This is a genomic window from Sandarakinorhabdus glacialis, assembly GCF_014643455.1.
GTDB classification, from domain to species: domain Bacteria; phylum Pseudomonadota; class Alphaproteobacteria; order Sphingomonadales; family Sphingomonadaceae; genus Sandarakinorhabdus; species Sandarakinorhabdus glacialis.
Genome location: NZ_BMJM01000008.1, coordinates 21,398 through 41,324, shown reverse-complemented (window position 1 = coordinate 41,324; position 19,927 = coordinate 21,398). Strand labels below are relative to the sequence as shown.

The 19,927-nt window shown below is 66.6% G+C and carries 20 protein-coding genes; 16 read left to right on the top strand and 4 right to left on the bottom strand.

All coding sequences use genetic code 11. The features are described from left to right. Positions 1–32: 32 nt before the first annotated feature. The 3 genes from gmk to IEW98_RS11650 are packed head-to-tail and all read left to right on the top strand — an operon-like array spanning position 33 to position 1,762. Complete coding sequence (gene gmk, locus IEW98_RS11660; protein WP_188763137.1) at positions 33–689, top strand: guanylate kinase; 657 nt, start codon at positions 33–35, stop codon at positions 687–689. Between the two features lie 41 nt (positions 690–730). Next, positions 731–1,366, top strand: coding sequence for a DUF4893 domain-containing protein (locus IEW98_RS11655; RefSeq protein ID WP_188763136.1), 636 nt, complete (start codon positions 731–733; stop codon positions 1,364–1,366). 24 nt (positions 1,367–1,390) lie between these two features. Next, positions 1,391–1,762: a tRNA-binding protein gene (locus IEW98_RS11650; protein ID WP_188763135.1), complete on the top strand. Its 372-nt coding sequence runs from the start codon at positions 1,391–1,393 to the stop codon at positions 1,760–1,762. Between the two features lie 118 nt (positions 1,763–1,880). Here IEW98_RS11650 and IEW98_RS11645 read toward each other — a convergent pair whose 3' ends face one another. From IEW98_RS11645 to IEW98_RS11635, 3 genes are read right to left on the bottom strand one after another with little or no spacing between them, the layout of a single operon-like run. Beyond that, complete coding sequence (locus IEW98_RS11645) at positions 1,881–3,215, bottom strand: HlyD family type I secretion periplasmic adaptor subunit (protein WP_188763134.1); 1,335 nt, start codon at positions 3,213–3,215, stop codon at positions 1,881–1,883. 10 nt (positions 3,216–3,225) lie between these two features. Continuing rightward, on the bottom strand, positions 3,226–4,989 hold the full coding sequence (locus IEW98_RS11640) for a type I secretion system permease/ATPase (RefSeq protein WP_243450729.1): 1,764 nt from the start codon (positions 4,987–4,989) through the stop codon (positions 3,226–3,228). After that, positions 4,986–6,407 (bottom strand): TolC family protein, encoded by a 1,422-nt coding sequence (locus IEW98_RS11635; protein WP_188763133.1) that lies wholly within the window; start codon positions 6,405–6,407, stop codon positions 4,986–4,988. The genes IEW98_RS11640 and IEW98_RS11635 overlap by 4 nt, the downstream gene beginning before the upstream one ends. Positions 6,408–6,458: 51 nt before the next feature. Between IEW98_RS11635 and IEW98_RS11630 the strand changes: the two genes are divergently transcribed. The 4 genes from IEW98_RS11630 to IEW98_RS11615 all read left to right on the top strand — a co-directional run bounded on the left by IEW98_RS11630 (position 6,459) and on the right by IEW98_RS11615 (position 11,770). Beyond that, entirely contained in the window at positions 6,459–7,739 is a 1,281-nt protein-coding gene (locus tag IEW98_RS11630; RefSeq protein ID WP_188763132.1) for an amidohydrolase, read from the top strand. A gap of 113 nt (positions 7,740–7,852) precedes the next feature. After that, positions 7,853–8,065, top strand: a complete 213-nt coding sequence (locus IEW98_RS11625; protein ID WP_188763131.1) for a DUF2061 domain-containing protein — start codon at positions 7,853–7,855, stop codon at positions 8,063–8,065. Positions 8,066–8,145: 80 nt separating this feature from the next. Continuing rightward, complete coding sequence (locus IEW98_RS11620; RefSeq protein WP_188763130.1) at positions 8,146–9,582, top strand: aldehyde dehydrogenase family protein; 1,437 nt, start codon at positions 8,146–8,148, stop codon at positions 9,580–9,582. Between the two features lie 187 nt (positions 9,583–9,769). Continuing rightward, positions 9,770–11,770 carry a GMC family oxidoreductase N-terminal domain-containing protein gene (locus tag IEW98_RS11615; protein WP_188763129.1) on the top strand — a complete coding sequence of 667 codons (2,001 nt, stop codon included), beginning with the start codon at positions 9,770–9,772 and terminating at the stop codon, positions 11,768–11,770. Positions 11,771–11,945: 175 nt separating this feature from the next. On the opposite strand, the gene IEW98_RS11610 is transcribed toward IEW98_RS11615, so the two are convergent. Next, complete coding sequence (locus tag IEW98_RS11610) at positions 11,946–12,470, bottom strand: (2Fe-2S)-binding protein (RefSeq protein ID WP_188763128.1); 525 nt, start codon at positions 12,468–12,470, stop codon at positions 11,946–11,948. Between the two features lie 29 nt (positions 12,471–12,499). Here IEW98_RS11610 and IEW98_RS11605 point away from each other — a divergent pair, with 29 nt between their 5' ends. The 9 genes from IEW98_RS11605 (at position 12,500) to IEW98_RS11565 (ending at position 19,916) form a co-directional block, all read left to right on the top strand. Then, entirely contained in the window at positions 12,500–13,321 is an 822-nt protein-coding gene (locus IEW98_RS11605; protein WP_188763127.1) for a crotonase/enoyl-CoA hydratase family protein, read from the top strand. Between the two features lie 155 nt (positions 13,322–13,476). After that, positions 13,477–14,559 (top strand): cytochrome c oxidase subunit II, encoded by a 1,083-nt coding sequence (coxB, locus tag IEW98_RS11600; RefSeq protein WP_243450728.1) that lies wholly within the window; start codon positions 13,477–13,479, stop codon positions 14,557–14,559. Between the two features lie 15 nt (positions 14,560–14,574). Beyond that, positions 14,575–16,248: a cytochrome c oxidase subunit I gene (gene ctaD / locus IEW98_RS11595; RefSeq protein ID WP_188763125.1), complete on the top strand. Its 1,674-nt coding sequence runs from the start codon at positions 14,575–14,577 to the stop codon at positions 16,246–16,248. Positions 16,249–16,295: 47 nt separating this feature from the next. Next, positions 16,296–17,228, top strand: coding sequence for a heme o synthase (locus IEW98_RS11590; RefSeq protein WP_188763226.1), 933 nt, complete (start codon positions 16,296–16,298; stop codon positions 17,226–17,228). Then, a complete protein-coding gene (locus tag IEW98_RS11585) occupies positions 17,225–17,434 on the top strand; it encodes a cytochrome c oxidase system small membrane protein (RefSeq protein WP_188763124.1) in 210 nt (69 codons plus the stop codon). Before IEW98_RS11590 ends, IEW98_RS11585 begins: the two co-directional genes overlap by 4 nt. Beyond that, entirely contained in the window at positions 17,431–18,075 is a 645-nt protein-coding gene (locus IEW98_RS11580) for a cytochrome c oxidase assembly protein (protein ID WP_188763123.1), read from the top strand. Before IEW98_RS11585 ends, IEW98_RS11580 begins: the two co-directional genes overlap by 4 nt. A gap of 5 nt (positions 18,076–18,080) precedes the next feature. Next, entirely contained in the window at positions 18,081–18,914 is an 834-nt protein-coding gene (locus tag IEW98_RS11575) for a cytochrome c oxidase subunit 3 (RefSeq protein ID WP_188763122.1), read from the top strand. Then, on the top strand, positions 18,907–19,272 hold the full coding sequence (locus tag IEW98_RS11570) for a DUF983 domain-containing protein (protein ID WP_243450727.1): 366 nt from the start codon (positions 18,907–18,909) through the stop codon (positions 19,270–19,272). The genes IEW98_RS11575 and IEW98_RS11570 overlap by 8 nt, the downstream gene beginning before the upstream one ends. After that, positions 19,269–19,916: an SURF1 family protein gene (locus IEW98_RS11565; RefSeq protein ID WP_188763120.1), complete on the top strand. Its 648-nt coding sequence runs from the start codon at positions 19,269–19,271 to the stop codon at positions 19,914–19,916. The genes IEW98_RS11570 and IEW98_RS11565 overlap by 4 nt, the downstream gene beginning before the upstream one ends. Positions 19,917–19,927: the final 11 nt, after the last annotated feature.

The window sequence follows — 19,927 nt, the reverse complement described above, 5'->3', positions numbered from 1 at the left end:
CGTGCCCGCAATAACCCGCTAACCACCCCGCGATGACCGAATTCACGCGTCCCGCTGCCCATACCCCGCCCCGCCGCGGGTTGATGTTCGTCCTGTCGTCGCCCTCGGGCGCCGGCAAGACGACCCTGTCGCGGCGGCTGTTGAAGAACGACCCGGCGATAACCCTGTCGGTGTCGGCGACGACACGCCCGCCGCGCAAGGGCGAGACCGAGGGCGACGATTATTATTTCGTCTCGCCCGAACGCTTTGCCGAAATGGTCGCCGGCGACGAATTGCTCGAATGGGCGACGGTGTTCGGCAATCGCTATGGCACGCCGCGGGCGCCGGTCGAAGTCGCGCTTCATGCCGGGCGCGACGTGCTGTTCGACATCGATTGGCAGGGCACCCAGCAGCTCCAGCAGACCGACGCCGCCAGCGACCTCGTCCGGGTTTTCATCCTGCCGCCCGACCTCAAGGAGCTCGAACGCCGGCTGACCACCCGCGCCACCGACCCCGCCGATGTCATCGCCAGCCGCATGGCACGCGCCCGCGACGAGATCAGCCATTGGGGCGAATACGACTATATCCTGATAAACGACGATGCGGATGCCTGCCTCGTCGAGATCCGCGCCATCCTCCATGCCGAGCGCCTGCGCCGCAAGCGCCAGCTCGGCCTCGCCGCGTTCGTCCGGACCATGCTCGGTGACTGAGCGTTCACCATGCGGCCATCCCGGCCTGCCAAGGTAAGCGCATGCGCCCCGTCCTGATCCCCGGCCTCGCTGTTGCCCTTGCCATCGCCGCCAGCGCCTGCGCCGGCAAAGGCAATGACTCCGCCAGGCCGCCACCATCGTGGCAGTCGCAGATCAGCGATCCCGATCGCCAGCTGCTCGCCAAATTGTGGGGCGCCTGGACCCGCGCACTGGCGCAGGCCGACAAGGCCGGCATGCGCGCCAATCTCGCGCAATTCGGCAACATGGTCGTCCCCGACACCGCGGTGCCGGCCGCGTTTCCCGGTCCCGGCAATTATCGTTGCCGCACCATCACCATCGGCATTCGCGAAGGCGGCGTCCCCACCCCCGGGGTTCCGGCGATGACCACCGGGCAGTCGGTGCCGTGCACGATCACCGAGCGCAAGGGCCTGTTGTGGTTCGAACAGCAGGCCGGGCCCCAGCGCATCGGCGGCAAGATGTATGCCGATGGCGACCGCATGGTCTTCCTCGGCTCGATGGCGCTCGCCGGCGAGATCGGCATGCTGCCCTATGGCACCGATGGCCAGCGTGACCAGGTCGGGGTGCTCAAGGCCTATGGCGACAGACGCTGGCGGATCGAACTGCCCTGGCCGAAATGGCAATCCAACCTCGCGCTGATCGAGATCCTTCCCGCCTGACCGCGGCCGGTCTAGGCTCGCCTGATGCATGTCGATCACGCCCCCGCCGCGCCTGCCGCGCCGACCATCGATTTCGCGGCGTTCCTGGCCGTCGATATCCGTGTGGGGCGCATCGTGGCGGCCGAGCCCTATCGCGAGGCGCGCAAGCCGGCGTTCAAGCTCAGCATCGATTTCGGCCCCGTCATCGGCATCAAGCGCTCGAAGGCGCAGATCACCGAGCATTGTGCCGTCGAAGCCTTGCCGGGCCGACTGGTCGCGGCGGTGGTCAACTTCCCGCCGCGCCAGATCGGCAAGTTCATGTCCGAGGTGTTGACGTTGGGCTTTCCGGATGCGGACGGCGCCGTCGTGCTGTTTTCGCCGGACCAGGACGTGCCGATCGGCGGGCGGCTGTTCTAAAAAAATGGGGTCCGTCATGCTGAACTTGTTTCAGCATCCATCGTGCGGTTGGCGAACGCGTCCCCGCAGCGCGATGGATGCTGAACAAGTTCAGCATGACGATTTCCTCTTTTGAGCGCTACCGCTCCCGAAACGCATTGTCCCGCAGCTTCGTCACCGGGCTGAGCAGATACGACAGCACCGACCGCTTGCGTCCGATCAGGTCGATCTCCGCCGTCATTCCGGCTCCGACCGGCAGCGCCATGCCGTCCGGCGCCCTGAGCGCGACCGAATCACTCGCCACTCGCACCGCATAATGGCTCTCGCCGGTCCGCTCGTTGACCACCGCATCAGGTGAAATCCGCTCGACCCGCCCCGCCAGCGCGCCATAGACCGACGCGTCATACGCGGTCAGCCGCACCGCTGCCTTCTGCCCGAGATGGACGAACGCGATGTCCGCCGGCCGTACCTGCGCCTCGACCACCAGCCGGTCGCCCGCCGGCACGACCTCGACCAGAGGCACACCCGGCGCCACCGAGCCGCCGACCGTCGCGGCCAGTACCCGCTGCACCGTGCCCGCGACCGGACTGCGCAAGGCCGTCCGTGCCAGCCGGGTTTCGAGTGCCGGCAGAGTCGCAGCCTGACCCGCCAGTTCTGCCCGCGCCTGGGCCAGCATCTCGCCGGCCTGCGACCGCAATCGGCCCTCGCCGGCACGCAGCGCCGCGCTGGCCTCGGCGACGCTGGCGGCGGCGCGCCGATAGCCGGCATCCGCCGCATCCTCGGCCGCCTGCGCCTGTGCCAGGACCGACCGCGCGCGATCGAGGCTGATCGCCGGCTCGATACCCTTGTCGACGAGCGGCGCGTACATTGCCGCCTCACGCGCTGCCTGCGCCCGCGCTTCGGCATGGCTGCCGCGCTGCGCCCCGGCCTCGGCAAGCGCCCGCCGCGCGCCGTCGAGTCGTGCCGCATCGCCTGCCGATGCCGCTGCGATCTCGGCGCGGTGCGCCGAGAACAGCGCACGCTCCGCCGCCAACGCTGCCGTTTCCGGCCCGCTTTCAAAGCGCAACGCCCTGCCGCTCGCTTCCGCCTCGAGCCGCGCGATTCGCGCCCGCAGCGCGTGCGCCGCCGCATTCGACCGCCCGAATTCGGAATTGGCCGCGCCTGGGTCGAGCCGCATCAGGATTTCGCCCGCAGCGACTTTCTGCCCCGGCCGTACCAGGATCGCCTCGACGACGCCGCCTTCGAGATTGCTGATAATTTGCAGCTGGCGCGCCGGCACGACCCGGCCGGTGGCGACCGCGGTCTCGTTGACCCGCGCGAGCCCGGCCCAGGCGATCATCAACCCCGAAAACCCGGCGATCGACCACAGCATCAGCCGGGCGACTCGCGCCGGTGCGATGAATGCTCCCGGCAGTTCGGGCATTTGATGCGGCAACGCGGGAACAGGCGACGGAAAACCAGTCATTGCGGACATTCTCGGTTCCTCAAACGGTCGTGAGCGATTTGAGGACGGCGGCCGGCGCCCCGTCGGCGACAATGCGCCCGGCGTCGATCATGATGACCCGCGTTGCCAGCCGCAGCATCGACTGGCGGTGGGTAACCAGCACCAGCGTCCGGCCGATCAGCTCGGTCTCGAGTCGCTCGATCAGCGCGTCCTCCGACGCGGTATCCATCGCGCTGGTCGGCTCGTCGAAGATCATGATCGGCCGCCGCAGCGTCAGCGCGCGGGCGATGGCGATGGTCTGGCGCTGGCCGCCCGACAGCCCCTCGCCGCGATCGGCGAGCTGGCGATCGTAACCCGCCGCCATCCGCCCGATGAAGTCATGCGCGCCGCTCAGCCGCGACGCGCGCAGCACCTCGGCATCGTCGATTGCCGGATCCCCGAGCGCGATATTGTCGCGAATGCTCCCCGACAGCAGTACCACGTCCTGGAGCACCGCGCCGATATTGGCGCGCAAATCGTCTGGATGGAGCTGCCGCACATCGGCATCGCCGACCATGACCGCGCCGTCGCTCGCCTCGTACAGCCCGAGGATCAGCCGCGCGATCGTCGACTTGCCCGATCCGACGCGGCCGATGATGGCGACGCGCTCGCCGGGCGCGATGTCGAAGCTGACGTCGTCGAGCGCTCGCGCGCTGCTGCCGGGATAGCGAAAGGTGACGTTCCTGAACGCGATGCCGCCGTCGAGGCGCGGCCGCCGCAGCGTCGGACTGCCTTCCCCCGGCGTGGTCATCACCTTGTCGAGCGCGCGGTATGACGACAGGGTCTGGCTCAGACGCGTCAACAGCGCCGCGATCTGCCCGAGCGGCGTCACGCAGCGCCCCGCCAGCATCGACGCGGCGATCAGCGCCCCCATCGTCAACTGCCGGTCGGCGATCAGCGACACGCCGATCGCCACCGTCAGCACATAGACAAGGTTCTGCGCCGTCGCCGCAGTGTTGACCGCCACGGCCGAGATCAGCCGCTGGCGCAGCGACAGCGCCGCATGGTGCAAGACCGCCAGATGCCAGCGCGCCGCGAGCAGCGGCCCGGCCCGGCTGGTCTTGATCGTCTCGAGCCCGGCGATCGCCTCGATGATGATGCCCTGCTTGTTCAGCGATTCGGCCAGCCCGGCCTGCGCCAGTCGCCCGAGCAGTGGCTGCGACGCCCATGCGATGCCGATGACGACCGGGATGGCGAACAGCGGCACCAGCGCCAGCGGCGGCGCCACCCAGAAGATCACGCCGAGGAATAGCAGGATGAACGGCACGTCGACGAGCGCCGTGATCGTCGCCGAGGCGAAGAACTCGCGCAGCGTCTCGAACTCGCGCAGCAGCCCGGCGAAGGCGCCGTTCGAGCCCTGCCGGTCGGCGAGCTTCATCGTCATCAGCTGGTCGAAGATCCGCCTGCCGAGCTGCTGGTCGATATTCTGCCCGGCGACATCGACGAAATAACCGCGCAAGCCCCGCAGCGCGAAATCGAACGCCAGTACGAGAACGATGCCGATCAGCAGCGCCGTCATCGAATCGGTCGCGCCGGCGGGCACGATCTTGTTGTAGACCGTCATCGAGAAGATCGACGTCGCCAGCGCGAACACGTTGATCAGCGCCGCCGCCAGCACGACCTGCCCGAACAGGCCGCGATTGGCCCATAGCGGCGCGCGCAGCCAGTCGCCGGGGGCAGGGGGCAGGGAGATATCCGGCCGTGGAATACGCAGGGCAGGCCGGTCGTAGACCAGCGCCATCGTTGCGGGAAGCGAAGCCATCATGCGCCTTTCGCGGGGATTTCGAAGGAGATCGCGAGCAGCGGGAGCAACTCGCCGGTCCGCGCCATCAAAGTGTAGCGCGCGACATCGCGCTCGATATTGCCCTGCAGCAGCGCCTGCGCCGCGGCGAAATAATCCTGCTCGGCACGCAGCAGCTCGATCAGCGAGCCGCGCGACAGCCGGAACTGCTCGGCCATCGCATCGCGCGCGCGGCGGTTGGCACGGTAGGAATCGCCGAGTACCGGCACCGCGCCGCCCAGGATCGCATCGTCGGCAAAGGCGGTCTCGGCCGCGCGTTCGGCCTCGGCCACCACACGGTCACCGGCAAATTCCGCGCCCCGCGCCCGGGCCCGTGCCTGCGCCACCCTGGCCGTCTCCGCACCGCCCACCGACAACGACTGGCGCAGCACAAGTTGCCCGCGGACATCATAGTTACTGCCGCTGCCAAAAGCATCGTAGCGCGTGCCGGCGACGCCGCCCGACAGCCGCGGCAGCGTGTCGCCGCGCACCGCCCGCGCTTCGGCGCGTCCCGCTTCCGCTGCTGCCATGGCTGCCCGCACCGCAGGCACATTATGGCTCATGCCCGCCGCCGCCGCTGCATCGGCCGCCACCGAAACCGGCCGATCGGGTCGTTCGGGGCGCGCTGGTGCCTCGCGCCCGAACAGCACGCGATACCGCGCCCGTACCGCCGTCAGCGACCGCTGGTTGCGCAGCGCCGCGCCGATCGCCTCGGCCAGCGTCGCCTCGGCCCGCGCCGTGTCGCCGCCGGTGCCGAGCCCGGCCGCGGCGCGTGTCCGCGTATCGGCCAATATGCCGCGATGCCGCTCCACCAGTGCGTCCGACAGGTCCGCCAGCGACTGGTAACCGAGCACCTGGTACCATGCCGCGATTGCCGCCAGCGCCGTCGTTGCCGCACTGTCGCCGGCCTCGGCCCGGGCCGCCCGGATCCGCGCCGACGCGCCGGCAATCCGGCTCGAGGTCGCGCCGAAATCCCACAGCAGCTGGTCGGCGCTGATCTGCGCGTCGGTGCGCCCGCGCGGCACCAGGCTCTCGACGATGGCGCTGTTGCCCTCGAAATCACGCGCCAGCGACCGCGCCGCAATGAGCGAGACGCCGAGCGCCGGAAACAAGGCCGACCGTGCCTCGCGCCGCGCCGCCTGCGCCTGTTCGGTCACTGCCTCGGCCTCGCCCCACGCCGGATATTGCGCCACTGCCGCCTTGATCGCCGCGCGGAATCCGGCGGCATCCGATCCTTGCGCCAAAAAACCAAGCAGGGGATCGGCACCGAAGTCGATCGCATCGGGCTTGCCCTCCGGCAACGGCAGCACCAGCATCGGAGCCGCTCGCATCAGGGCCTGCGCCTCGACCGGCGCCGCCATCACCAGCGCCGCAAAGCCCCCCGCCAGCAACGCCGTCGGCACCCGCCAATCACCCTTTGCGCCGCTCGTCGGAACGCGGCTAGTGTGTCCGCGATGAAGATATCCCAAGCGCTCGCTGCAGCCGTGCTGCTGACCTCCGCCGCCGCCGGCGCCGCGCCGACCGATCTCATCACCCTCTACAAGGATCTGCACAGCCACCCCGAACTCTCCCTCCAGGAAACCCGAACCGCCGGGATCATGGCGGCCGAGGCGCGCGCTGCCGGCTTCACCGTCACCGAGAAGGTGGGGGGCACCGGCGTCGTCGCCGTGATGGTTAACGGCCCCGGCCCGGTGGTCTTGATTCGCACCGACATGGACGGCCTGCCGGTCAAGGAAGCGACCGGACTGTCCTATGCCAGCACGGCGATCGGCAAGGCCGACGACGGCTCCGACACGCCGGTGATGCACGCCTGCGGGCACGACATCCACATGTCGGTCTGGGTCGGCACGGCGCGCGAGATGGCGAAGAACAAGGCCAAATGGTCGGGCACGCTGGTTATGATCGCCCAGCCCGCCGAGGAAATCGTCGAAGGTGCCGCCGCCATGCTCAAGGACGGCCTGTTCACCCGCTTTCCAAAGCCGCAGTTCGCGCTGGCGCTCCACGACGACAACCGCATGCCGGCAGGGCAGGTCTCGGTACCCCCCGGTCCGGCGTTGTCATCGGCGTCGATGGTCGACATCACCGTTCGCGGTCGCGGTGGCCACGGCGCCTATCCGCAGACGACCAAGGACCCCGTGACCCTCGCCGCGAGCATCGTCACCGGCCTGCAGACGCTGATCAGCCGCGAAAACGATCCCTCCCGCCCGGCGGTCATCACCGTCGGCTCGATCCACGGCGGCACCAAGCACAACATCATCTCCGACGAGGTCAAGCTCCAGTTGACGGTGCGGTCGTACGACGCCGCGCAGCAACAGCGCCTCGTCGGCGGCATCGCCCGCGTCGCGCGCGGCGAGGCCATCGCCGCCGGCATCCCGGACGACCGCCTGCCGATCGTCAAGACGCTGTTCGGCACCGCACCGACGCTCAACACCCCGGCGCTTGCCGCCCGGCTCGAAAAGACTTTCGCCGAGAAACTGGGCGCGGCGCGCGTCGTCAAGCTCGACCCGTCGATGGCGAGCGAGGACTTCAACGCCTTCAACCTCGCCGACCCGACGATCGAATCGGCGATTTTCTGGCTCGGCGCCGTCAAGCAGTCGACCTGGGACGCCGCGCAAAAGGGCGGTCCCTCGGTCGCCTCGCTCCACAATGCCGGCTGGGCCCCAGACCCGGTCCCGACAATTGCTGCTGGCGTCGAGGCGATGACGATCGCAGCGATGGACCTGCTGGCCAAATGACTTGCCTGTGCCCAATCATCGCAGCCCATCGATTTTGGCAATAACCGCAACCCGGATTTTGCTCTGGCGTTGAATCCCGACAGGTCGCACCAAGGCGCACCAGGGAGGTCGCCATGCGCCAGGAAATCACCAAAACCCTCACCTATCTCAGCATTCACCTGACCATCGGGTTCACGGTGGCCTATCTGATGACCGGCAGCTGGCAGATCGCCGGCGGCATCGCCATCATCGAGCCGTGTGTCAACGCCGTGGCGTTCTTCTTCCACGAACGCGCCTGGCGCTTCGATTGGGCCGGCTGGAAGCGCGACAGACTTACCTCGGCGTGAACCCTGACGGAAAAGCGAGAGGGTGCGCCCTGCACCCGCCGTGCTAGAACAGCTCTAAACCACCCTTGGGAGTTCTAGCCATGCGCGATTACCGCAAATTCTATATCGACGGCGAATGGACCGATCCCGCGATCGCCAGGCAGATCGACGTCATCAACCCGGCCACCGAGGAAGTCGCTGGCATCATCTCGATGGGCAGCGCCGGCGATGCCGACCGCGCCGTCATGGCCGCCCGCAAGGCGTTCCCGAGCTTCTCGCAGGTCAGCCGCGCCGACCGCATCGAGCTGCTCCAGAACATCCTCGCCGAATATCAAAAACGCTATCCCGAGATCGCCGCGGCGATCACCGAGGAAATGGGCGCTCCCGGCTGGCTCGCCCAGCAGGCACAGGCCGCCATCGGCGTCGGCCATCTGATGACCGGCATCGAGGTCCTCAAGAACTATAAGTTCGAGGAACTGCGCGGCTCGACGCTGATCACCCATGAAGCCATCGGCGTCTGCGCCTTCATCACGCCGTGGAACTGGCCGATCAACCAGATCGCCTGCAAGGTCGTGCCCGCCATTGCCACCGGCTGCACGATGGTGCTCAAACCGTCCGAAATCGCGCCGTTCTCGGCGGTGCTCTGGGCCGAAGTCATGCATTCCGCAGGCGTTCCCGCCGGCGTCTTCAACCTCGTCAATGGCGACGGCCCGACCGTCGGCGCCGCGCTCAGCAGCCATCCCGAAGTCGACATGGTCAGCTTCACCGGCTCGACCCGCGCCGGCATCGAGGTCGCGCGCAACGCCGCCCCGACCGTCAAACGCGTCCACCAGGAGCTCGGCGGCAAGTCGCCGAACATCATCCTCGACGACGCCGACCTCAACGTCGCGGTCACCGGCGGCATCAAGTCGGTGATGATGAACTCGGGCCAGTCGTGCAACGCCCCGACCCGCATGCTCGTGCCTTCGGCGAAGATGGCGCAGGCCAAGGAATACGCCCGTGCCGCCGCCGAGGCGACCACTGTCGGTTCGCCCGATGGTAATGCAGCCATCGGTCCCGTGGTCAGCGAGACCCAGTGGAACAAGATCCAGGACCTCATCCAGAAGGGCATCGACGAAGGCGCCACGCTGGTATCGGGCGGCACCGGACGCCCCGAGGGCCTCGAGAGGGGCTATTACGTCAAGCCGACGATCTTTGCCGACGTCACCAACGACATGACCATCGCCCGCGAGGAAATCTTCGGGCCGGTGCTGGCGATGCTGCCGTACGAAACCGAGGAGCAGGCGATCGCCATCGGCAACGACACGGTCTATGGCCTCGCCGCCTATGTGCAGGGTGACCCTGAGCACGCCCGCAAGGTCGCGCGCCAGCTGCGCGCCGGCCAGGTCAACATCAACAACGCCGCCGGCGACATGATGGCGCCGTTCGGTGGCTACAAACAGTCGGGAAACGGCCGCGAATGGGGCGATTTCGCCTTCCACGACTTTCTCGAAACCAAGGCCATCATCGGCTGGGGCGCCGCCGAAGCCGCCGAGTAAGCTCTACCCTCTCCCCCTGCGGGAGAGGGCGACTCGCGCCCCTCGGCGCGGCGGGGTGAGGGGTAACTTCCTCCCCCGCCGCACCCATATTGCCCCCAACCCCCAATCCGGTTAACAATTACCCCAAGCCGTGCCGGTGCATCCGGACGCGGCAGGGGTCGCCGGGCATCTCGTTGGGGGCTGGGCAATGCAAAAACCGTTCGGGGTCTTCACCGCCCCCATCCTGAAATCCGTCGTCGAGGCGTTATTCCACGGCGTCGACATGGTGATCTCGCCCCAGCAAGTCACCGACAACATCCAGACCCAATTCAGCTACATCCACGGCCCCAAGGCGAGGCAGGTCAAGCTCTCGCTGATCGCCCTCTGCCTGCTGATGGGCGGCCCCATGTTCCTGCTGATGCCGCCCAAATGGCGCGCCCGCCGCCTCGAAAAGAGCCTCATCTCGAGCAGCAACAACTTTCTCCAGGATCTCGCCCGCGTCCGCGGCATCATCCACGCCGGCTATTACGGTCATTGGCTGCCCGGCGAGCAGGAGGGCAACCGCCACAATCCCGTCTTCGCCCAGATCGGCTTCACCCTGCCGGCCCACCGCACCCGCGGCGCCGGCGAACAGCCCATCACGCTTTTCCCCGGCCGCGACCTCCTGCCGAGCGATTTCCTCGGCCCCGAGACCGTCCCCGTCGAAGCCGAGATCATCGTCATCGGCTCGGGCGCCGGCGGCAGCATGGCCGCCGGCGAACTCGCCGCGCAAGGCCACAAGGTCCTCGTCATCGAAGCCGGCAGCGCCTGGCCCTCCTCGGCGCTCAGCCATGAAGAACGCCGTATGACCTCGTCGCTGTTCGTCGACGGCGCGCTGCAGACCAGCCGCGACAACGACATCATCCTGTTCCAGGGCCGCTGCGTCGGCGGCTCGACGGTCATCAACAACGGCATCTGCCTGCGCGTTGCCGAACCCGGCGGCACCCACCCTGCCGCCAATGATGTGTTCGCGACCTGGGCCGGGCTCGGCGCCCCCATCGACGAAACTCGCTTCATGGCGAGCTATGTCGCCGCCGAGACCGCGCTCGGCGTCGAGCGCATCGAGCAGCGCAGCGGCCGCAACAACGGCACCCATCTGCTCGCCGGCTGGCACGCCCACGCCGCCATCACCGGCGATCCCGTCGACGCCGCCGCCCCCGCCGGCTGGTTCAACAAGAACTTTGGCCCGCAGTCGGCCGGCGCCGCCTGCGCCTATTGCGGCTATTGCAACACCGGCTGCCCCTATGGCCGCAAGACCGGAACCGCCCAGTCGCTGCTCATCGCCGCTCGCCGCGACGGCGCTGACATCCTCCCCGACGCCGAAGCCACCCGCATCCGCTGGCGCCCCCATAAAGTCGCCGGCAAGCAGGTCGCCGAGGGCGTCGAGATCAAGCTCGCCGACGGCCGCAAGGCCTTCATCCGCGCTACCAAAGGTGTTGTCGTCGCCGCCGGCACCCTCGCCTCGAGCCGGCTGCTCGCTGCCAGCGGCATCAAGGGCACCGGTACCGATATCTCGCTCAATATCGCCTGTCCCGTCGCCGCGCTGATGCCCGCCGACAGCCCGCAGCGCTCATGGGACGAGGACCAGATGACCACCTATGTCGATCGCGGCGACTTCCTGCTCGAATCGCATTTCCAACCCCCTATGAGCATGGCCGCGCTGCTCCCCGGTTGGTTCGGCGACCACGCCGCCCGCATGCGCGCCTATGGCCGGCTCAACTCCGCCGGCGTGCTGTTCCCCGCCGACCGCGTCGGCAAGCTGATCTGCGGCAAGCTCCATCTAAAACTCACCGAGGCCAGGGAACTGCCCCTGCTCCGCCGCGCCCTCGCCACCCTTTCACGCGTGCATTTCGCCGCCGGCGCCATCGAAGTCTATCCCGGCCTCGCCCGCGGGCAGACGCTCCACCCCGGCGACGACATCGACGCCTTCTTCGCCGCCGAGCTGCGCGAAGCCGACGACGTCTCGATGTCGAGCTCGCACCCCCAAGGCGGCAACGCCCGCAACGCCGACCCCGCCAAGGGCGTCGTCGATCTCGATTGCCGCCTCCACGGCGCGGCGAACGTCTATGTCGCCGACGCCAGCACCTTTTCGAGCTGCATCCGCGTCAACGCGCAACTAACCACCATGGCGATGGCGCACTATGCGATGGCCGCGCGGCCTTTCGGCTAAAACCCCCCAAAAATCCATTCGTCATGCTGAACTGGTTTCAGCATCCATCGCGCGGCCGGGGACAGGCGCGCAGGTGGCGGGATGGATGCTGAAACAAATTCAGCATGACGATCGGTTCTGAATCTGTCATCCCGGGCTCGACCCGGGACCCAGTTTCTCCTGCCCCCCCGAAACCTCAACGCGCCTTCAAGCTAGGCGCCATCCGCGCCGCCTCCGAAGCCGTCGTATCCGGCCCGGGCACCCCCGAATCGACATCCCCCCGCGCCGCCCGGTGGATCGCCCTGCGGATCCGCGGATATGTCCCGCATCGGCACAAATTGGTGATCGTCGCATCGATATCGGCATCCGACGGCTCAGGGATCTCCTTCAGTATCGCCGCCACCGCCATGATCATCCCCGACTGGCAATAGCCGCACTGCGGCACCTGTTCTGCGATCCACGCCTGCTGGACGACATGGCTGCGATCGTCGCTCAGCCCCTCGATTGTCGTCACGAATGTACCTTCGATGCTGCCGATCGGCACCTGGCACGATCGCTGCGCCTTGCCGTCGATATGCACCGTGCAGGCTCCGCAAAGCCCGGCGCCGCAGCCGTACTTGGTCCCGGTCAGGTTCGACGCATCGCGCAGCGCCCATAGCAGCGGTGTCTCGGGCGGCATCTTGAAATGCACAGGATTGCCGTTGACGGTAAATTTGGTCATCGAAAGGGCATAGCCCAAAGGAATCCACCATGGAACTGACCACCCTCGATTACACCGTCGACGGCCCGATCGCTCGCGTCACGATGAACCGTCCCGCCGCGCTCAACACCATGAACAAGGAATTCTGGCCCGAGATCATCGAAGTCTTCCAGGCCATCGACGCCGATCCGAGCATCCGCGTCGTCATCATCGCCTCGACGGGCAAGCATTTCACCGCAGGCCTCGATCTCGGCTGGGCCGGCAGCAACAGCGCTTCCACTGAGCCGGTGGACCTGGGCCGCGCCCGCGAGTCCTTCCGCCGTCATGTCCGCACGATGCAGGAAAGCTTCTGCATCATCGATCGTTGCCGCGTGCCGGTCATCGCCGTCGTCCACGGCGCCTGCATCGGCGGGGGCGTCGATCTGATCACCGCCTGCGACATCCGCATCGCCGCCGAGGGCTCGTATTTCACGATCCAGGAGGTCAGCATCGCCATCGTCGCCGATGTCGGCACGCTGCAACGCATTCCCTACCTGCTGCCGCAGGGCCTGATCCGCGAACTCGCCTACACCGGGCGGCGTTTTCCGGTCGAGGAGGCCAGGCAGTACGGCTTCGTCAACCGCGTCGAAGCCAGCCACGATGCCGCGCTCGCCGCCGCCGACGCCATGGCACGCGAAATCGCCGCCAAGTCGCCGTTGGTCATCACCGGCATCAAGAATGTCCTCAACGCTGGCCGCGACCAGACCATCGAGCAGGGCCTCGACTATGTCGCGCTGTGGAACGCCGGCCTGCTCCAGGGCGACGACCTGCCCAATGCCATCCGCGGCCAGCTGTCGAAAACCACGCCGGTGTTCGCCGACCTCAAGGCCTGACCGGCAACCTGGTCCAGCGCGCTTAGCCCAAGCTACAGGATTGAATCGACTTGCGACACAACAGCCGCTTGCCCGCAGCGCTGCATCGCGCCATAGGGACCCATTGTTCGCCGGCACTGTCCGGTCATTTTTGCCGTGGGGCCATGATGCGCAGAATGCAGCGCCTGATTTTGCCGATTGTCATCGCGTTCGCCGGCACGCTTGGCGCCAGCGTTCCGGCGCTGGCGCAAAGCGACGCGCCGGTCGCGGCACCGGTGCCCGTCGTCACCACGACGGCATTGCCGAGCAGCGCGCCCGAATTCGTCACGGCGACGCCCGGCATCGGCATGCCCCGAGGCAGCATCGACCTCCAGCAGCCGATGACGCCGATCGCGCGCGAAGCCCAGGCAATGGCCAACGGCATCCTCAATCCGCTGATGGCCGCTACGGCGATCTTCGTACTGATCCTGCTGGCCTGGACGGTGTTTCGCTACCGCGCCGCGCGCAACCCTGTCGCCTCGCGGACCAGCCACAATACCCTGGTCGAGATCGCCTGGACGGTCGTGCCGGTGCTCATCCTGATCTGGATCGCGGTGCCGTCGTTCCGCCTGCTCGCCAACCAGTACAGCCCGCCCAAGGCCGATCTCACCATCAAGGCTACCGGCCATCAATGGTATTGGGAGTATGAGTATCCCGACCAGGGCGGTTTCAGCTTCGATGCCGTCATGCTTACCGAGGCCGAGGCAGCCCAGCGCGGCAGCCCCAAGCTGCTCGATACCGACAACCGCATCGTCGTTCCGCAGGGCGCCGTGGTCAAGGTCCTCACGACCTCGGCCGATGTCATGCACAGCTTCGCCGTCCCCAGCTTCTGGGTGAAGATGGACGCCGTTCCGGGCCGCATCAACGAGACCTGGTTCAAGGTCGATCGCCCCGGCGTCTATTTCGGCCAATGTTCGGAGCTGTGCGGCACCAAGCACGCCTTCATGCCGATCGCCGTCGAAGTCGTCTCGCGTGAGCGGTTCGCCCAATGGACCGCCGCCAAGCAGGCCGAAAACGGCATCACGCCGACCGCAGGCGCTGCAACGCCGGTCCAGCCGGTGCCCGGTGTCGGCGCTACGCCCGGTGCGGTGCCCGCCGCAACCGGCCAGGCGCCCGCCGCAACGGGCACGGCCCCACTTCCGGCTGCGCCCGGCGTACCGTCGCCTGCTGCGACGAACACGGCACCGACGCCGACCGCCACTACAACTCCTGCCGCCTGAAAGAGGGACCGATAGATGGCAACCCCCAGCGCGCCCGCCAGCGCCAACAACAGCGCGCTCGTCGGCCATGCCGACCACGCCCATGACGACCACCATCCAGAGCTGAGCTTCGTCCAGCGCTGGCTGTTCTCGACCAATCACAAGGACATCGGGACGCTCTACCTGATCTTCGCGATCATTGCCGGCACCCTCGGCGGCGCGATCTCGGGCGTCATGCGTCTCGAACTGGCGCAGCCGGGCATCCAGTACCTGACCTGGTTCACGCAAGGGAACCTTGACGCGTCATACCATCTCTGGAACGTCTTCATCACCGCCCACGGCCTGATCATGGTGTTCTTCACCGTCATGCCGGCGATGATCGGCGGCTTCGGCAACTGGTTCGTGCCGATCATGATCGGCGCGCCAGACATGGCCTTCCCGCGCATGAACAACGTCTCGTTCTGGCTGCTGGTGCCATCGTTCCTGCTGCTGCTCGGGTCGATGTTTGTCGAAGGCCCCGCCGGCTTCAACGGCGCCGGCACCGGCTGGACGATCTATCCGCCGCTCTCCACCGCCGGACATCCGGGGCCTGCCGTCGACATGGCGATCCTGTCGCTCCATCTCGCCGGTGCCTCGTCGATCCTCGGCGCCATCAACTTCATCACCACCATCCTCAACATGCGCGCACCGGGGATGACCCTCCACAAGATGCCGCTGTTCGTCTGGTCGGTGCTGGTCACCGCTTTTCTGCTGCTGTTGTCGCTGCCGGTCCTCGCCGGTGCCATCACCATGCTGCTGACCGATCGCAACTTCGGCACCCACTTCTTCACCGCCGACGGCGGTGGTGACCCGGTCCTGTACCAGCATCTGTTCTGGTTCTTCGGCCACCCCGAGGTCTACATCCTCATCTTGCCGGGTTTCGGCATGGTGTCGCAGATCATCAGCACCTTCTCGAAAAAGCCCGTCTTCGGCTATCTCGGCATGGCCTATGCCATGGTCGCGATCGGCTTCATCGGCTTTCTCGTCTGGGCGCATCATATGTTCACCGCCGGTCTCGACGTGAACACCAAGATGTACTTCACCGCCGCCACGATGATCATCGCAGTGCCGACCGGCATCAAGATATTCTCGTGGATCGCAACGATGTGGGGTGGCTCGCTCAGCTTTCCGACCCCGATGCTGTGGGCGATCGGCTTCATCTTCATGTTCACCGTCGGCGGCGTCACCGGCGTCATCCTCGCCAACGCCGGCGTCGACACCTATTTCCACGACACCTATTACGTCGTGGCACATTTCCACTACGTGCTCTCGCTGGGCGCCGTGTTCGCGATCTTTGCCGGTTTCTATTACTGGTTCGGCAAGATGACCGGCAAGCCGTACAACGAGTTCCTCGGTAAACTGCACTTCTGGGTGTTCTTCATCGGCGTGAATGTCATGTTCTTCCCGATGCACTTCCTCGGCCAGGACGGGATGCCGCGCCGCATCCCCGACTATCCGGAGCAGTTCGCCTATTACAACCAGATCGCCAGCTGGGGCTACGCCATCATGGCGCTTGGCATGGTGTTCTTCTTCATCAACCTGATCGTCAGCTTCGCCAGCAAAAAGCGTGTCAGCGACAATTACTGGGGTGAGGGCGCGACGACGCTGGAGTGGACGCTGTCCTCGCCACCGCCGTTCCACCAGTTCGAAACCCTGCCGATCATCAAGTAAAGTCAAACCGCCCCTCCCGTCCGCGGGAGGGGCGCAGCAGAATGAAGATGAACCAACCGAACGCCTCTCCTGTTGCAGCGCCACTGACCGCGCCAATCACGGCGTTTGCCGAATGGCGGGACTATTTCGCGCTGCTCAAGCCGCGGGTGATGACTCTGGTCGTCTTCACCGCCGCCTGCGCCATGATCGCCGCGCCCGGCAGCATCCATCCCGTTCTCGGTTTCACCGCCATCCTGTGCATCGCGGTCGCCGCCGGTGCCGCCGGCGCGCTCAACCAATGGTACGAGGCCGATATCGACGCGCTGATGAAGCGCACCGCCAACCGCCCGCTTCCGGCCGGGCGAATCAATCCCGGCGAGGCGCTGAACTTCGCCATCGCCCTTGCGGTCGGATCGGTTGCAATCATCGGCGTGGCGCTCAATTGGGCCGCGGCCTTCTGGCTCGCCGTGTCGATCCTGTTCTACGTCATCGTCTATACCGTCTGGCTCAAGCGCCGCACCCCGCAGAACATCGTCATCGGCGGTGCTGCCGGGGCATTCCCGGTCATCGTCGGCTGGGCCGCGGTCACCGGCGACACGGCATTGCTGCCCTGGCTGCTGTTCGCCATCATCTTCCTGTGGACCCCGCCGCACTTCTGGGCGCTGGCGCTGTTCATGGAGGCCGATTATTCCAAGGCCGGCGTCCCCATGCTCCCCGTCACCCACGGCATGGCCAACACGCGGCGGCAGATCCTCGCCTATTCGGTGCTGCTGGTCCCGGTATCGATCGCCCCCGCCGTCCTCGGCCTCACCGGCTGGATCTACGGCGGCAGCGCGATCGCCCTCGGGCTGGTCTTCCTCGCCATGGCCCTTCGCGTGTCACGCAGCCAGACGCAACGCGCCGCCGACATGATTGCCGAAAAGCAACTGTTCAAGTTCAGCCTCGTCTATCTCGCCGCCTTGTTCGGCGCCCTTGTCGTTGATCGTTTGGTGTTCGCATGATCCCTGATTCCACCGCCTCCTGGACCCCCGAGGAGCGCGCCGCCTTCATTGCCCGTCGCCGCTCGCGCAACATTGCGCTCGGGCTCCTGCTCGCCGCACTGGTGGCGCTATTCTACGGCATCACCGTCGTCCGCATGGCCCCGGGCCTCGAAAACGGCAAACCCACCGTAGGGCCCACTGCCCCACCAGCGACTCCCGCGCCATGACCGACGCCGCCCTCCACCGCGCCAAGCGCCGCACCGGGCTCCTCACGGCGCTCATGGCGGTCGCGATGATCGGCCTCGCCTATGCCAGCGTGCCGCTTTATCGCCTGTTCTGCCAGGCCACCGGCTTCGGCGGCACTACGGGTCGCTCGGAGGCGGCAGCCATTCCCGACGCCAGCCACCTCAACGCGCTCGGCGGCCGCACCATCAAGATCCGCTTCGATTCGAACGTTTCTCCCGGCATGCCGTGGACGTTTAGCCCGGTCAATCGCGACCAGAAGATCAAGATCGGCGAAAAACGCCTCGCCTATTACACCGCCACCAACCTGTCCGCCGCGCCGACCACCGGCCGCGCCATCTTCAACGTGTCGCCCGACACCGCAGGCCAGTATTTCCGCAAAATCGAATGTTTCTGCTTTACGGAACAGACACTCGCTGCCGGCGAAACCGTCCAGATGCCGGTCACCTATTTCATCGATCCGGCCATCCTTGATGACCCCGATGCGAAGAAGATCGACGAGATCACGCTCAGCTACACCTTCTTCCCGGTGGACAATCCCGAGGCAAAGCCGGTAAGCGCCTCACTCAATGCTGCGAGCCCGGCTCAAGGCGCGAAACTCCAGCCATCAGACAACAGGGGCTAAAGGTCATGGCCGCCGGCAAGACACACGATTTCCACATCCTCAACCCCTCGCCTTGGCCGATCGCCATGGCTGTCGCAGCGCTGATCTTTGCTGCCGGCGCCATCGGCTGGATGCACAAGGCCGCCTGGGGACCGATGGTCTTCTTCGCCGGCTTCGCCTTTGTCATCGCTGCCTTCTACTTTTGGTGGAGCAGCGTCATCCACGAAGCCAACACCGGTGACCACACGCCAGTCGTCCAGCTTCATCACCGCTACGGCATGATCCTGTTCATCGCCTCCGAAGTCATGTTCTTCGTCGCTTGGTTCTGGGCCTTCTTCAATGCGGCGCTTTTCCCCAGTGCCCAGGCCGGCATCGATGGCGTTTGGCCCCCCGCCGGCGTCGAGGTCCTTGATCCCTTCGTCTTCCCGCTGCTCAACACGCTGATCCTGCTGCTGTCGGGCACCACCATCACCTGGGCGCACCACGCCCTCATCCACGGCGACCGCAAGTCGCTCAAGCAGGGCCTGATCCTCACGATCCTGCTCGGCATGATCTTCAGCGCCGTGCAGGCCTATGAATACTACCACGCGACGATCCCGTTCGCCGGCAATATCTATGGCTCGACCTTCTACATGGCGACCGGTTTTCACGGCTTCCATGTCATCGTCGGCACGATCTTCCTGATCGTCTGCCTGCGCCGCGCCTACAAGGGCGACTTCACCCCCACCCAGCATTTCGGCTTCGAAGCCGCTGCTTGGTACTGGCATTTCGTCGATGTCGTCTGGCTGTTCCTGTTCATCACCATCTATGTCTGGGGCTCCAAGTTCGGTGCCGCGGTCGTGCACAACGCCTTTGGCTAGTACCCCTCCTGGACCGGCGCCGGTTGCGAACGCGCTCAGGGGTCGCTGCCCGCGCTGCGCCCAAGGCAAGCTGTTCAGGACGTTCATCGTCTTCCGCCCGAAGTGCTCGGCGTGCGATCTCGACTATCGTGCCTTCAACGTCGGTGACGGCGCGGCCACTTTCCTCATCCTGATCGTCGGCGCCATCGTCACCGGCCTTGCGATGTGGCTCGAACTGACGCGCTCGCCGGCATGGTATGTCCATGTCGCGCTCTGGGTGCCGCTGACCATCGTGCTCACCGTCATCCTGATGCGCGTCGCCAAGGCGCTGCTTATCGCGCTCGAATATCGCCACGAGGCACGCCTGGGCCATTTGTGAAGCGCGGCTTCATCTTCCCGACCCTGCTCACCGCCGTCATGCTCGCTGTTCTCATCGGCCTCGGCACCTGGCAGCTCCAGCGCCGCATCTGGAAAGCCGATCTCATCGCCCAGCTCGAAGCAGCCCAGCGCCTGCCGCTTCTAACTCCCGCCGATTATTTCCGGGCAATGACCGGCGAGATCAGCGTCCAGTATCGGCGTGCCGAACTGCCGTGCACGCCAGGCAAGGTCCTCCCCTATGACCTGAAGGGCGGCAGCAGCGCGAAAGACGTCTCGGGCTACCTCGTCCTCGTCTCGTGCGGCCCAGCCGGTAAATCCCCGGACATCGTCGCCGTCGCCGGCTGGACCCGCCGCCCTGACGCGGCCCAGGTCCCGATCGACGTCGACACGACATTCACCGGCCTGATCATCGAGCGCCCCTATGGCGACGCACCGGGCCGCCCGCAATTCATGCTCATCCCCGACACCGCCGTGCCGCCGCTGACCCCCTCGCGCCTGCCCAGCCCGGCGGACCTTCCCGACAACCATCTCTCCTATGCCGGCCAATGGTTCGGCCTCGCGATCGTCCTCGCTGTCATCTACGGCATCTGGCTACGGCGGCGCCTGCGCTGGGAAACGGTTGCCGCCGCGCCTTCGGCGTCCTAATCGCAGGTCAT